Below are 13,979 nucleotides of genomic sequence, written 5' to 3' on the forward strand. Positions count from 1 at the left end.
AACGTACGGCAACTTTCCTGCGCTATTTTCCATGGCGCCCCGCAGCGATCCCGCGTATGGACGACACATCCCCTTCCCAGGACTTGCTCCTGTTCCTGGCCTCGACCGCCCACGACATGAAAAATTCGATCAGCGTGCTCTCCGGAACCCTGGAGCGGCTGCTGGTCGATGGTGCGCCGCAGACCGACGCAGCGTATCCGCAGATGGTGCAGATGCTGTACCAGACACGGCGCCTGAACGACAACCTGATGCAGCTGCTGGCTTTATATAAACGGGTCGGCACGCTCGACTATCCGTTGGACGTGCAGCCGATCGAGGCGGGCCAGCTGGTCGAGCAGGTGGTCGCCCTTGGCCGCGTGCTGCTCGACGCCAGGAGGATCGTGCTCGACGTCGCGCTCGAGCCTGGCCTGATCTGGCACCTCGACGAAGACCTGATCGTCGGCGTCGTTTCTCACGCCGTCAACAACGCCGTCCACTACACGCGCGACCGCATCCGCCTGTCGTTGCGTACGGTCGACGGCCTGCTCGAGATCCGCGTCGAGGACAACGGCGCCGGCTATCCGCAGGCGCTGCTCGCCGCCGGCGCGGCGGGCCTGTCGCAGGTCGCCAGCGGCATCGACTTTCGCAGCAACAGCGCCGGCCTGGGCCTGTATTTTTCGCGCGAAGTGGCGCGCATGCACCGCCACCGCGGGCGTGAGGGGAGCGTGCGCCTGGAGAATGGCGGGCTGCTGGGTGGCGGCTGCTTCGTTTTGAGCCTGCCATGAACGCCGTCATCCCAACGAAAGCCGAGCCGATCGACTGGGCCAGTAAAAATTACCTGGTGGTCGACGATTTCATCGGCGTGCGCCAGCTGTTGCGCGAAAGCCTGCGCAGCCTGGGCGCGAAGAGCATTGACCAGGCGGCCAGCGGCGGCGAAGCGATCGCCCTGCTGGCCAAGCTGCGCTACGACGTGGTGCTGTGCGATTTCAATCTCGGCGACGGCAAGAACGGCCAGCAGGTGCTGGAAGAAGCGCGCGTGCGCAACTTCCTGCTGCCGTCGAGCGTGTGGATGATGGTCTCGGCCGAAAAGAGCGTCGAATCGGTGATGGGCGCGGCCGAGCACCAGCCCGACGCCTACCTGGTCAAACCGATCACCGAGGGGGTGCTGCTCACGCGCCTGAACCGCGCCTGGCACCGCAAGCAGGTGTTCCGCCCGATCGACCAGGCCTATGCCGAAAAGGATTACCTGCGCGCGGCGCGCCTGTGCGACGAGCGGATCGAAGCCAGTCCGGTGCATGAAGTCGAACTGCTGCGCATGAAGGCGCGCCTGATGGAAAAGAGCGGCGAGCCGGACAAGGCGCGGGAAGCCTACGAGCGCGTGTTGAACGGGCGCGAATACCAGTGGGCGCGCGCGGGCCTGGCCAAGATCCGCCTCGCCAACGGCGAATTCGAGCAGGCGCGCCAGATGTTCCAGGGCGTGATCGCCGAGAACCGCTACTACATCGACGCCTACGACCAGCTGGCGCTGGCCTACCAGGGCATGGGCAAGCTCGAAGAAGCCTGCTCGATCCTCGAACGCGCCGCCAAGCTGTCGCCGAACTCGGTGCCGCGCCAGCGCAACCTGGGGCAGATCTGCCTCAAGCTGGGCAATGTCGGCATGGCCGAAAAGGCGTTCAGGAAGTGCATCGCCATCGGCGAATATTCGGTGCGGCGCACCCCCGACGCCTACCTCGGGCTGGCGCGCGTGTGCGGCCTGAAAAACGATCCGAAGGAAGCGCAGGTCTTGCTGCTGGCGGCGCAACGCGAGTTCGGCGAAACGCACCCGGACATCGAACTGCGCGCCAAGATCACCGAGGGCCTGGTGTACCACGAGAGCGGCGACTACCGCCGTGCGCGCAAGGCCGGCGACGAGCTGGAAGCCTTGCTGGGCGCCCGCGAGGAACGTCCCGATACGGCCACTTGCCTCGAGATGGCGACCCTGCTGTTCGCGGTCGGCGTCAAGGAAGCGCCCGTCGAGCTGCTGTGCTACGTCATCCGCAACAACCACGACAACGCGCTGCTGCTGGACGAGGTGCAGGCGATCTTCGACAAGGCGCGATTGACCGACGAGGGCGAAGCGTTGATCCGCTCCTCGAAAAAGGAAGCGGCCGATCTGATGAACCAGGGCGTGCTGCTCTGGAAGACCGGCAAGCTGCAGGAAGCCGTCGACTGGATGCGCGAAGCGCGCGCCCGCCTGCCGAACAACCAGCGCATCCTGTTCAACGCCGCCCAGGTGCTGGTGTCGCACATGCGCGAGCGCGGCCACGACGAAGCCCTGGCGCTGGAAGCGCACGCCGTACTCGCCCACGTCGACCGCCTGCAGCCGGGGCAGCAACGCTTTGCGCAGTTGATGGAGCAGCTGGCGGCGCTGGCTCTGAAGGCGGAGACACCTGCAGTCGATACAACGGCTTGAATCGTATCTATCTTGCGTTGGTGCCGGTGCGTTATTCCGGGTTGAGGTACGGCTCCGCGAGTCGACGTAGGGTGGGCAAGTTCCTTGCCCACGCGTTCAACAAGCGCCAGAGCTCGCGCAGTGTATGCAGCAAGTCGAACGGGTGATCTCGCGCTTGTTGAACGCGTGGGCGGGAAAACAGTCCCCCGGACTGTTTTCCCGCGCCCACCCTACGTCCCTAACGAAACTCGTTGCGTACTTCGGGCGCGCCGCGCACGGCCGCCGGCGGCGTTGCCGGCGCCGGTACTGTCTCGTGCCCACCCCGTAAAGCTTCGCACAGCTTGACCACGTCGTGCCCGCCGGTCGCCCTGGCCGACAGCGCCGCCGCCCTGGCCAGCGCCGCCTTGGTGATGTGGTAGCCGAGCGCCCGGTAGCTTTCGAACTGGGCTTCGTCGAACCACTGGTCGGCCGTGCTTTGATGCGGGTAGGCGGGATTCGCCTTGCGGTAGTTGAGCACGTCCGCGTTTTCCGAGCCGACAATGGCCGGCTTGATGTACAGCAGCGTGCCGTCGACGCCGTCGGCGTCGACGTGGCTGTAGCGGATCGCGCCCACGGCGCAGCTGCAGCCGCACAGGCCGGTGTCGGGAGAGACCGCCATTTTCGAGACGTCGAGGTCGATGCCGATGTGCAGGTCGGTGGCGCATTTGCGAATCGCGTTGCCCAGGTCCTCGAAAGACATCGCCTTGTCGCTGGCGACGTCCACCGCGATGACCAGGCGGCAGCGCCGTCGCACCAGTTCGTAGATGCCGAGGTTTTCGAAGTGGCCGCCATCGGACAGGTAGACGTAGTTGGCGTCGGCATTGGTCATGCCGAACAGTTCGGCGATGAGGCTGAACAGGCCGATGCCGGGCGAGGAGCGGGTCCAGCTCGACTTCAGCGGGTTGGGGCACCAGCGTCCCAGGCGCACGTTAAACATCGTCATCAAGAAATTCAGCGGCGGCGACGAGTGGGTGCCCATGTTCGGGCTGGCCGCCGCGCCCGACAGGGCGACGGCCATGCCGAGGCGCACGGTGGCGTCGTCGTCGCCGCTGCCGGGCCCCGAGGCGTATTCGCGCGTGGGCCGGTAGACGCCGCGCTGGGCGTCGCGCAGGCCGCCGTTGGCGCCGGGCGTTGGCGTCAGCGGCATCTCGAAGCCGCAAAAGCGCGGCGTGAAGGCGAACGAGGCGGCTTTCCTGGTCTGCCAGGCCAGTTCCTCGCCGCTGACCAGGTTCAGTGCCGTGTTGACGATGTGGTAGGGGCGCTGGTTTTCCATGTCGGCCAGTTGCGGGTCGTCGCCGGGGTCGAAGCCGGTAAACGGGTGCGGCTTGCGGCGCGTGCTGCTGGCGCCGAAGTAGGCGCGCACCAGGCGGTTGCGGTACAGCATGTAGAGCGAGAACTTGTTGATGTCGACGCGCCAGCCGAGCAGCAGGGCGGCGCCCAGGAAGCAGCAAAAGGCGATGACCAGGGTGCTGCCGTCGCTGGCCAGGGTGGCGTTGGCGTGGGCGGCATACACGCAGGGCAGCGAGACCGGCGACGGACAGGCGACGTTTGGCATGGCGACCACCGCTTGCACCAGGCTCGACAGCAGCGCGAAGATGCCGACCGTGAAAAAATACGGCGCCAGGCGCGCGGCGATTTCGCGCTTGGCGCAGTTGCCTTCGCGCGAGCCGGTGGCGCTGCCGCTGCCGGCTTTTAACCCGATCACGGTCATCACCAGCCAGCCGAGCGCGGTGCCGGCGTTGGCGATCGGCTCATAGGTCAGCCAGGCCCAGTGCAGCAGTGGCGCACAAAAGAAGGCGACCCCGAACATGATCAGCCAGGCCAGCGAAAAGATCGACGACCAGGCGCCTTGCCGGCTCCACCATTCGCGGCTGGCGTCGCTGTACAGGGGGCCGATCAGGCCGATCATCAGCGTCATCGTCACCGAGAACAGCGTCATCATCAGCGGCATGCCGAAGATGCCCAGCGCGATCGCATTGTTCAGGATCGGGTGTTCCTTTGGATTGGGCAGCAGCGCCAGGCCGGTCAGCAGCAGCAGGGTGCCGGCCGCCAGCGCGCCGATCGCACAGACGAAGTGGCTCATGCCTTCTTTCAGTTCGCTGCGCGAGATGTCCGGGATCGGGCGGTGGCGGCGCAGGCGCTGTTCGAGCGCGAGCGCGGCGCCGTACAGGATCAGCAAGCCTGTCACGGCCGGGCAGACGCGCCAGGCCAGCAATTGCGCGAGTTCGATCGAGGCCAGGTGGGCGACCGCGCCCGGTGCGAATTCGAGCGCCGCCGACAGCGTCAGGCTGGCAACAAACGCCGCGCCGGCGCCGCACAGCACATAGCCGGCGCCGCGGTAGGGGCTGGTGCGGTCGTGCGCCAGGTACCAGCCGCTGGCCCAGACGATGAAATACACCAGCCCCGGCACCAGCAGCCAGGCCGCACCCCAGCCGTGAAAGCGTACCGGTAATCCTTCTTCCCACAGGATCGGCAAGGCGCCGCCGTGGCGCCACAGGCCGATGCTGACCAGGAAGCCCGCCAGCAGCAGCGGCAGATTGATGCAGCGCAGGACCGCGCCTTGCTCCAGCGGAAAGCGGCGCAGGCCGGTCGAACTTTCCGGCTTGCTCGAGATACTCAGTGCTATGCAGAAGACGGCGAATAAAAACAGCACCGTGCCCGCCAGCCAGATCGCGTCCGACCAGGCCGCCCAGGGCGCGCCCGGGCCAATCACGCGGTGCACGGCCCAGACGGCGAAGCGCGGCAAGATCAGCAATGCGCACAGCCAGGCCACCAGCATGGTCAAATTCAGGCAGGTGTTGCGCACATAGGTGCCGATCAGGGTCCAGGTATCGGCGCTGAAGGTGCCGCTGCGCGGCGACAGGTAATTGCTGTACTGGCGCAGGAACTGGATCTCGACCGGTTCGCTGGCGACCGCCTGGCCGGCCGCGCCGGGCGTGAGCAGGGCTTCGACGGCGGCCACGTCGCCACGCCGTTCGCGGATGCATTTCGACAGCCAGCCGCCAATGAAACCGCCGCCCGAGACGGTCGACAGGTAATCGACATCGCGCAGCAGGCGCAGTTCGGCGATCGCCTGCAGGGCGCCGAGATTGAAGGTGGCGCTGCGCACGCCGCCGCCGGACAGGGCCAGGCCGGCCAGCTGCGCCTCGTGGGCCTGGGTAAGCAGGGCGCAGGCGGCGGCCGGCTGCACGTCTTCCGGGCCGCCGCTGGGGGCGTTCGGCCCGGGGCGCAGCAAACCGAGTTCGTTCTGGAACACCTCGCTGAAGACGCTGCCGCTGCTGGCGTTCAGGCGGCGCCAGGTGGCTTCGTCGAGCGGGCCGCCGGCGCCGGGCAGGTTGTGCTGCTTGCGGAATGCAGCGATCGCCGCGGCCAGTTCTTCGAGGCGGTGGGCGCTCGGCGGCACCGGGCAGCCGGCGCTCTCGAGCTTGCGCCGCACGTCGGCGACCTGTTCGGCAGTCAAACGCGAGAAATTGATAGTGGGCATGCCGTTCTCCAACAGGGGAATACGGCGGCCGGAGGCCCCGGCCGTGTTGTCAAGTTCAACACGACAGGGGCGGCTGTGATGCCCGTCAAATCAATACATGGGCTTGCCAGCGCAACTTGTTTGCGCGGGAATCAGGCTTTATCGGATTTTGTCCGGGAAGGTTTCTGCGAGGAAGTGCCGGGCGTGCCGCCGACGTCGCCGCCGGTGGTCGCGCGTTGCGCAGGATCGGGCACGTCGCCCGGTTTCGCGTCGGCCGTGTTGCCGGACCGGTTGTCACCGGCCCCCTTGGCGGCGGACCCCTGGTCAGGGTTCGCCTTGTCGCCGGCCTGCTTGGCAGCCATCCCGCCATCGGCCGGCATGGTGCTGGCGACCGCCTGGCGGAACTGATCCTGCAACAAATTCCACCAGGCGACGGCAGGCTGCATCGCGGCATCCGCCGTCGCGCCGCCTAGGGCGGCCTGGGCAGTCGCCTGCGGTGATGGCGTCGGCGTGCCGGCTTGCTGCGTACCCGCGGCATTGAAGAAGGCGGAGAAGGGCGGCAGCGAGGACGTTTGCTCGCCCTGCTGGCCCATGGCCTGGGCCATGCTATCGCTCATCGATTTCAGGGCGGCGATGGTGCCGCGCTGCACCTCCAGCGCCTGGATCGAGGTGCGCAGCATCGACAGGTTCAGGTTGAGCCAGCTTTCGACGGCCTTCAGGTCGGTGATCCGCTTGTCGAGGTCCTCGGTCGAGAGCGCCGGGGTGCCCAGGCCGGGCGTATTCAGCGCGCCCATGCCGGGCACGCCCATGCCGCCCCAGAGGTTCTTTACGAACTCGAGCGTATCCGTCATGCCGGGCATATTCTGCGAGGGTGGTTTATGCATGGTCGTCTCCGTGAAGTGGTCGGCCTAGCGTAGCAGATAAATAACACACGGATCAATCGAAGTCGGGCCAGCCGGACAGCGGGGGCGGACATCGACAGGTACACTAGCGCGATGGCTATCGTCTCCGCTATCTACCGGCAGCGCCGCGCCGTGTTGCTCGGCGCCCTGGTCGTTTTGCTGCACGCCGTGCTGTTCTCCTTCATCTCCGGCTCGGTGGCGCTGCCGCGCCTGCCGACGTCCGGCGGCGTGGATGTCATGCAGGCGCAGTTGCTGCCCGCGCCAGCGCCAACCGTGAGCGAACCCGTTCCCCTGCCACCGCCCACACTCGCGTCCTTGCCGCTGCCACCGCTGCCGACACTGGCGCAGGAGAGTGCGCCCTTCCTGGACGAGGAAGCGGTCGGGCCCACGGTCACGCCGGGCAGCGGCGGCAGCGGCGAGGACCCGGCGCCGCCTGCGCCGGTGCCGGCCGCGCTGGCCGCTGTCGAACCGCCCGCGCCTGTGCCGGCCGAACCCGTTCCGCCGCCCGCGCCCGAAGCGCGCCGCTACAAGGTCGCCATGCCGCCGCCGGCAACGATCATGATGGACGTGGCCCGGGTCGATGCCGACGGCACGCGCTGGAGCGGCGAAGCGCAGCTGGCCTGGTCCTTTCGCGACGACAGCTACCGCATCGACTTCGAGGCCGGCATCCGCATCCTGGTGACGCGCGTGAACCTGGCCGTGCTGACCAGCGAAGGGGCATGGGCGGCCACCGGTTTCGCCCCCGTCAAAATGACGGAAAAGCGGCGCGGGCGCGCGCTGACCGCCACCCATTTCGACTGGCAGCACGACCGGATTACCTTTTCTGCCTCGCAAAAAGCAGTACCGCTGATGGCCGGCGCCCAGGACAAGGCCAGCGTGCCGCTGCAACTGGCGGCGATCGCGCGCGGCGACCCGGATCAGCTGAGTGGCGACATCGACCTGCAGGTCGGCGAAGACCGCGACGCCGTCGTGTTCCGCTTCGTCGTGGTCGGGCAGGAAGAGATCGACACCAAGCTCGGCAAGCTGCAGGCGATTCACCTGTCGCGTCCGCCAAAAGAAGGGTCGTACCGTTCGCGCCTGGACGTCTGGCTGGCCCCGGGCCGGGGCTGGTATCCGGTGCAGATTCGCAATACGGAAGCCAACGGTGCAGTGACCACGCAAACCGTGAATAATATAGCCCTTACCGATACAGGAAAATGATAATGCGAAGCAATCTTTTGAAGGGCACTGTTCTTGCCATGGCGCTGGCCCTGGCTGGCGCCGCGCAGGCTGCGGCGCCCCTGAAACGCGCGGTCGATCTGCCGCCATCGGCCGACCTGGCCTACGAACTGCACGCCCAGCAGCGCGGTATCGCCCTGAAGGGCGATGCGACCATCGCCTGGCGCGCCGGCGCCGGCAACTACGATGTGAACGTCGAAGCGCGGGTCCAGTTGCTCGGCAAGCTGACCGAATACCGCAGCCACGGCACGGTCGACAGCTTCGGCCTGGCGCCCGCGGAGTTTTATGAAAAGCGCTACCGCAAGGATGCCACCACGACGGTATTCGATCGCGCCGCCAAGGCCATCAACCTGACCGAGGCGAAAACACCCTATGCGATGCAGGGCGGCGAGCAGGACCGCGCCTCGGTCACCTGGCAACTGGCCTCGGTCGCACGCGCCGCCGGCGAGGCGAAGTTCAAGCCGGGCAGCGAGTGGAGTTTTGTTGTCGCCTCCCGGCGCGATACCGAACCCTGGACTTTCAAGGTGGTCAAGCGCGAAAAGATCCAGACCGCCATGGGCGAACTCGATACGGTACTGGTGACGCGCGAGCCGCGCGCCGGCAAGAGCGAGGGCGTCGACGTCTGGCTGGCGCCGGGGCAGGAGTGGTATCCGGTCAAATTGCGCTTCCGTGACAGCGACCGCGAGACGATCGAGCAGACCGTCACCAAGATCACGAAGAAGTAAATGTAACGGTCACCGCGTGGACGGCAGAGCCGTCCACCTACGGTAGCGTCGGCTGTAGGGTGAACCGGGCCGCGAAAGGCGGCTCTGCCGTCCACGCGTCGATACGCGACATCGGCCAATCGAGTGTGTCATTCCTGCCAACAGGCAACATCCGCGCCGCTTTCCCCTCCTAGTTGCCCGACCTTAACTGTTATACTGTTCCCCCCGCGGAAAATTGGCTGCTGACCGGCTGTCCGACGTTCCGCGCTCGCAAAACTGGTATCCCACATGATCGACATACAGGCAGGCGCGGCCCTCGCCGCGGAACCCCATGGATTGGCGCAGGACGAGCCCGACCCGCTCGCCGCCCACTTCCAGGAAGGCATCGCACCCGACGAAATCGAGCAGGTCTTCCACCTGAAACGCGCGCAGCCGATGCTGTCCGCGTTCACGGCGCTGTTCCACGGCACCCAGGACGGCGTCCTGGTGCGCCTCCTGGTGCTGCGCGAACTGGCGGCCGACACCGGCAGTGCGGCGTTTTCGCGCGCCGACATCAACCAGAAGCTCGCTTACCTGATCCCGGAAAGCCTGGAAACGGTGCTGAACCGCCTGCGCACCCACGGCTTGCTGGCCTGGGATGCGCCCGCCGCCGTCTACCGCATCACGCCGCTGGCAAGGAATGTCCTGTCCGCGCTGGACACCCTCATCGCATTGGCCAAGCCGGACGAAGACGACGCCGAGATGGGCTTCCTGCTGTCGCAGGTGGCCGGCGCGCAAGCCGTGGGCGGCGTCACGGTCGAGCAGCTGCGGCATTTGCTGGGGCGCCTGATCGAACTCACCGAGGAGTTCCGCGACGCCATCGCCTCGGGTTCCGAATTCAAGCTGCGCAATTCGCAGGCGAAGTGGCACATGGCCTGCGACTGGGTCGAGAAGGGTTCCGTGATCCTGCGCGCGATCACGTCCGACGAACGCGCCGATTCGGCTACCCACAAGGCGGCGCAGGCGATCGGCCGCGCGCAAAGCGCCTTGCTCAACATGCAGGGCATGTTCTCGCGCGCGCTGAACCAGATCGAACGCCAGCGCGTGCACCTGGGCCAGTCCGGGCTGTCGACGACGGATGTGAAACGCTGGCTGCTGGCGCACGACGACCTGGCCAGCCTGGCGGCAGATGCGATCGACCGCCCGGTGGTGCCGTTGTTCGGCACGCCGGCCGAGATGATCGACGTCGCCGAAACCGAACTGCTGGCCGAACGCACCATCGTTAGCGGTCCGAAAGGCTTGCCGAACGGCGAAGATGCGCCGCTGACGATCAACGACAATCCGGCGATGCAGGCCGAACTGAACGACTGGATCAATAAACTGGCCGACTTCGCCAACCTCGGCAACTTCCCGGAATTCTCGGAGACCGGGCCGAAGAAGGTGCAGCTGCACGAATCGCTGCTGCCGGCCGGCTTCGCGCTGGCGTCGTACCGCGCTTCTCTGCTGCCGCTGCTGGGCGACGCCAGCGAAGCGAGCCTGCAGGGCGCCACGGCGGAACTGGCGCGCCTGCCGATCCGCTTCGAGCCAACCGACGAGATGGTCCAGCTGGACGATCCGGAAGTGGCCGCCATGTCCTTTGCAACCCTTTCACTCGACCTCGAAAACGGTACCCCCGATGAATGACGACGCACAAATCCTGATCGCGCGCCTGCTGACGCACCAGACGCTGCGCCGCGACGACAAGATGGTCAAGCGCGCGCTGTCGGACGAACAGTTCCGCATCGAAGTCGACAAGCGCCTGCTTGACGCTGGCCTGAAACTGCTCGACAACGTGTATGCCGACCATGTGACGATCGCGCTGCACCGCAATGTCGAGCCGAAGATCTTCGGGGCCAAGGACATCTGGCAAAACAATAATTTCGGCCTGACGCGCGACGGCGTGGCCTTGTTGGTGGTGCTGTGGGCGCAGATCATCCTGCCCAAGCGCGAGCGCCAGGAAACCCACGTCACGGTGGCGGACGACCAGAACGACCTGTTCGACAAGGACAACCCGATCCCGCGCGCGGAAGACACCTCGATCGGCATCTCCTATACGGCGCTGCTGTCGGACTTCGGCGACAAGCTCGGCAAGAAAACGCGCATGGACATGAACCTGGGCCAGCTGTCGAAGCTCGGCTTCATCGAACGGCGCGGCGACGTGATCCTGGAAGGCCCGCTGCTCGACCTGATGATGGATACCGACGTGCTCAAGGAGCGCATCATCAATGGCGCCCTGTCCGACGTGTTCAAGCGCGCACCGCTGGCCGCGGTGCCGCGCAAGGTCGCAGCTGCCAACGACTCCGCGAACGACGCGGATGCCGTAGAACCTCTCGAACCATCGAACTGAGACACTATGTTCCACATCAAATCACTCGAGCTGGTCCACTGGGATTACTGGCAGCGGATTAAAAACATCCCGCTCGACGCCAAGATCATCACCATCGCCGGCCAGAACGGTTCCGGCAAGACGACCCTGCTCGACGCCTTGCGCACCCTGTTCGGCCTCGACTGCTCGATGGGCCGCACGTATAAGCACTATGCGCGCCACTCGGGCCAGCAAAGCGCCTGGATTCGCGCCGTGGTCGACAACAAGGCGGTCGGCAAGCAGCTGTCGAACCGGCCGTTCCGCCATTCCGGCTTCTTCGCCGACGACGAAGTCACGCTGTTCTGCCAGGTGCAGAAAAACGGCGGCGACTGGAAGCGCCAGTACCTGATGCGTCCCGGGAACGTCAACATCGAAGAAGTGACCGAAGCGACCGACTGGCTCGGCGTCGAGAACTATCGCAAGCGGCTGGCGTCGGCGGGGCTGTCGCCGGCGATGTCCAAGGTGCTGGCGCTGGAGCAGGGCGAGACCGATAAACTGTGCGAATACGCGCCGCGTCAGCTGCTGGATCTGGTATTCCAGGTTTTCGGCGACAAGGAGGTGCTGGACGCCTACGACGAAGCCAAGCGCCACCAGCGCGACACCGAGACGGAGTTGAAACGCTTCGAAGCCGAACTGGAAACCTCGCGCGTCAATCTCGAGGGCTTGCGCCTGCGCGTGGCGAATTACCATCAGTGGGAAGGTCTGCACAAGGAACGGCGCGAGCTGAAAGAAGAAGTGCTGCCCAGCCTCGAATACCACGAGGCACGCGAAAAGGCGGCCAACATCAGCCGCGCGCTGCACGAGCAACGCAAGCCGCTGGCGCAGGTCGACAGCGTGCTGGCCGAAAAGCGCCAGTCGCTGGCGGCCCAGCAGCGCGCGCTGACCGAAGCGCAGCAGCAGGAAACCCTGCTGGAGCAGGAAGGCACGGCGCTGGCCAGCCGGCTTACGCAGATCAACAGCCGCATCAAGCCGATCGAGAACCTGCTCGAGCAAAAGGAACGCCTGCAAAAGCTGGCGGCCGAAGCCGGCGCCGACATGGCGGAAGTGGCTTCGCAGCTGGAAGAAAAGGAAGCCGAGCTGGCGCGCCAGCGCGCCGCGCGCGAAGCGCTGGGTACGAAGATCGCCGCCGAGATGGCGACCATCTCCGCGCTGCAGGGCAAGAGCGCGATGCCGGAGCCGGAAGCCCAGAGATTGATGCGCCGCGCGCTGCGCGACGAGGGTATTCCGCATGCGATGCTGTCGGATATCGTCGAAGTGACCGATCCGAAATGGCAGGGCGCGGTCGAGGGTGTGCTGGGCGGTTACGCCTCGGTGGTGCTGCTCGAGCGCGCCAAGGATGCGCCGGCGGCGTACCGGTTGGCCGAGAAGGAGCGCTATCGCCACTTCATCGTCCCCGACTGCGTCGAAGCACCGAAGATGAAGGACGACAGCCTGCTGTCGGTGGTGAATTTCTCGGCGCTGGCCCCAAGCTGGCTGATCGACCAGTTGGCGCGCATCGACCGCGTCGATTCGGTCGATGCCGGCTTCAAATCCGGTAGCGACGAATGGATCACGCCGGACGCCTACCACCGCGAACGCCGCGGCGGCCGCTCGCTGTTCGTCGAACCGTCGCGCTACCGCTTCGGCGCCGCCGGCAAAACCCAGCGTCTCGAGGCGATCCAGAAGTCCCTGCCGGCGTTGGAAGCGAAGGAAGATGCGCTGACGCTCGCCATCAGCAAGCTGGCCGCCGAAGTCGGGGCGCTGAAGGCGCGTATCGCCGGCGTCGACGCCGCCAAGGAACTGGCGGCGCGCCAGGCCGAGTTCGAGGAAGCGGCGCGCAGCATCGCCCCGATCAAGGCCGAGCGCCTGGAAGTGGGCGCGCGCCTGGGCGAACTGCAGGCGCTGACCAAGAACGCGACGGTCGCGCGCACCCGCGCCGACACCGTCTGGCAAAACGCGCGCATGGCGCTGTCGGAAGCGGAAGCGGGCCTGCGCCTGAACAGCCGGCGCCAGATCGAGCAACGCGGCGAGCATGCGAAAGCGCTGCTGGCGCTGCGCGGCGGCTGGAAGAACATCCCGGCGGCGTGGAAGCGTGCGGCGCGCCGTGCGGCGCTGGTGTCGCAGCACCAGAACGCGCACCAGGTCAACCTGCGCATCTCTTCGCTCGAACACGCGCTGGCGCGCGACGACTGGGAACTCGACGCCACGGTGATCGACCAGTACGCGCGCCTGAACGACCAGCTCTCCGGGCGCCAGGTCGAGACCGAGGAACGCCGCTACCAGAACAACCGCGCGATCGAGGCGACGGGCAACGCGCGCGGCGCCTACATCGAGCGCCTGCGCTACACGATCAAGACCTATTCGAAGAACATCAAGGACTTGGGAGAACTGGCCGGCATCGACGTGCAAGCCGACCCGGTGCGCCTCGAGAACGACGACGTGCAACTGGCGCAGGCCGGCCTGCACGTGCGTTTCAAGTTCGACGGCAAGGACCAGATCGGCATGAACGACGGCGAAGCCTCGGGCGGCCAGCAGGTGATGAAGTCGCTGGTGCTGTTGATCGGGCTGTTGAAATCGGAAGAGGGTTCCGGCGGCTTTGTGTTCATCGACGAACCGTTCGCGCACCTGGACATCCGCAACATCCAGCTGGTCGGCGAGTTCCTCAAGAACACCGACGCCCAATACCTGATGACGACGCCGCTGACGCACAACACCGACGTCTACGACCCTTCGGAACTGACGCTCATCACGAGCAAGAAGAAGAAGGACACGCAGTGGGCGCAGCCGATTTTCGTGCTGCAGCGGCGGAAGGAAGAGGCGCAAGCCGCGTAAAGCAAAGGGACCTCAGGGTCCCGTTTTTATTGGCCGTGTCCTTTCAAAC

9 protein-coding genes are annotated in these 13,979 nt (G+C 66.2%); 7 read left to right on the forward strand and 2 right to left on the reverse strand.

The genetic code is table 11. The annotated features are described in order from the left end of the window. Nucleotides 1-56 precede the first annotated feature (56 nt). Together IFT60_RS07755 and IFT60_RS07760 are read left to right on the forward strand one after the other, a co-directional pair. On the forward strand, nucleotides 57-764 hold the full coding sequence (locus IFT60_RS07755; RefSeq protein ID WP_192051336.1) for a sensor histidine kinase: 708 nt from the start codon (nucleotides 57-59) through the stop codon (nucleotides 762-764). Next, complete coding sequence (locus IFT60_RS07760; RefSeq protein WP_192051338.1) at nucleotides 761-2,431, forward strand: tetratricopeptide repeat-containing response regulator; 1,671 nt, start codon at nucleotides 761-763, stop codon at nucleotides 2,429-2,431. Before IFT60_RS07755 ends, IFT60_RS07760 begins: the two co-directional genes overlap by 4 nt. Nucleotides 2,432-2,648: 217 nt before the next feature. Here the strand turns inward: IFT60_RS07760 and IFT60_RS07765 are convergent, their stop codons facing one another. Beyond that, nucleotides 2,649-5,933: a patatin-like phospholipase family protein gene (locus IFT60_RS07765; protein WP_192051341.1), complete on the reverse strand. Its 3,285-nt coding sequence runs from the start codon at nucleotides 5,931-5,933 to the stop codon at nucleotides 2,649-2,651. Nucleotides 5,934-6,064: 131 nt separating this feature from the next. Beyond that, nucleotides 6,065-6,796, reverse strand: coding sequence for a PhaM family polyhydroxyalkanoate granule multifunctional regulatory protein (locus IFT60_RS07770; RefSeq protein ID WP_192051343.1), 732 nt, complete (start codon nucleotides 6,794-6,796; stop codon nucleotides 6,065-6,067). A 111-nt stretch (nucleotides 6,797-6,907) separates the two neighbouring features. On the opposite strand from IFT60_RS07770, the gene IFT60_RS07775 reads away from it, so the two are divergent. The 5 genes from IFT60_RS07775 (at nucleotide 6,908) to IFT60_RS07795 (ending at nucleotide 13,930) form a co-directional block, all read left to right on the forward strand. Next, nucleotides 6,908-8,014 (forward strand): DUF3108 domain-containing protein, encoded by a 1,107-nt coding sequence (locus IFT60_RS07775; RefSeq protein ID WP_192051346.1) that lies wholly within the window; start codon nucleotides 6,908-6,910, stop codon nucleotides 8,012-8,014. A gap of 2 nt (nucleotides 8,015-8,016) precedes the next feature. Next, nucleotides 8,017-8,757, forward strand: a complete 741-nt coding sequence (locus tag IFT60_RS07780) for a DUF3108 domain-containing protein (RefSeq protein ID WP_229510728.1) — start codon at nucleotides 8,017-8,019, stop codon at nucleotides 8,755-8,757. Between the two features lie 267 nt (nucleotides 8,758-9,024). Further along, complete coding sequence (locus IFT60_RS07785) at nucleotides 9,025-10,398, forward strand: hypothetical protein (protein WP_192051350.1); 1,374 nt, start codon at nucleotides 9,025-9,027, stop codon at nucleotides 10,396-10,398. Next, nucleotides 10,391-11,101: a hypothetical protein gene (locus IFT60_RS07790; protein ID WP_192051352.1), complete on the forward strand. Its 711-nt coding sequence runs from the start codon at nucleotides 10,391-10,393 to the stop codon at nucleotides 11,099-11,101. The genes IFT60_RS07785 and IFT60_RS07790 overlap by 8 nt, the downstream gene beginning before the upstream one ends. 6 nt (nucleotides 11,102-11,107) lie before the next feature. Further along, a complete protein-coding gene (locus IFT60_RS07795; protein WP_192051354.1) occupies nucleotides 11,108-13,930 on the forward strand; it encodes an ATP-binding protein in 2,823 nt (940 codons plus the stop codon). The last annotated feature ends 49 nt before the right edge of the window (nucleotides 13,931-13,979 follow it).

This window comes from Massilia sp. CFBP 13721, assembly GCF_014842025.1.
GTDB lineage: Bacteria > Pseudomonadota > Gammaproteobacteria > Burkholderiales > Burkholderiaceae_D > Telluria.

What these genes read in the sequence shown, in the direction of transcription:
- IFT60_RS07760 (WP_192051338.1), top strand. Translation starts at nt 761, where the DNA reads ATGAACGCCGTCATCCCAACGAAAGCCGAGCCGATCGACTGGGCCAGT.
- IFT60_RS07785 (WP_192051350.1), top strand. Translation starts at nt 9,025, where the DNA reads ATGATCGACATACAGGCAGGCGCGGCCCTCGCCGCGGAACCCCATGGA.
- IFT60_RS07755 (WP_192051336.1), top strand. Translation starts at nt 57, where the DNA reads ATGGACGACACATCCCCTTCCCAGGACTTGCTCCTGTTCCTGGCCTCG.
- IFT60_RS07775 (WP_192051346.1), top strand. Translation starts at nt 6,908, where the DNA reads ATGGCTATCGTCTCCGCTATCTACCGGCAGCGCCGCGCCGTGTTGCTC.
- IFT60_RS07780 (WP_229510728.1), top strand. Translation starts at nt 8,017, where the DNA reads ATGCGAAGCAATCTTTTGAAGGGCACTGTTCTTGCCATGGCGCTGGCC.
- IFT60_RS07795 (WP_192051354.1), top strand. Translation starts at nt 11,108, where the DNA reads ATGTTCCACATCAAATCACTCGAGCTGGTCCACTGGGATTACTGGCAG.
- IFT60_RS07765 (WP_192051341.1), bottom strand. Translation starts at nt 5,933, where the DNA reads ATGCCCACTATCAATTTCTCGCGTTTGACTGCCGAACAGGTCGCCGAC.
- IFT60_RS07790 (WP_192051352.1), top strand. Translation starts at nt 10,391, where the DNA reads ATGAATGACGACGCACAAATCCTGATCGCGCGCCTGCTGACGCACCAG.
- IFT60_RS07770 (WP_192051343.1), bottom strand. Translation starts at nt 6,796, where the DNA reads ATGCATAAACCACCCTCGCAGAATATGCCCGGCATGACGGATACGCTC.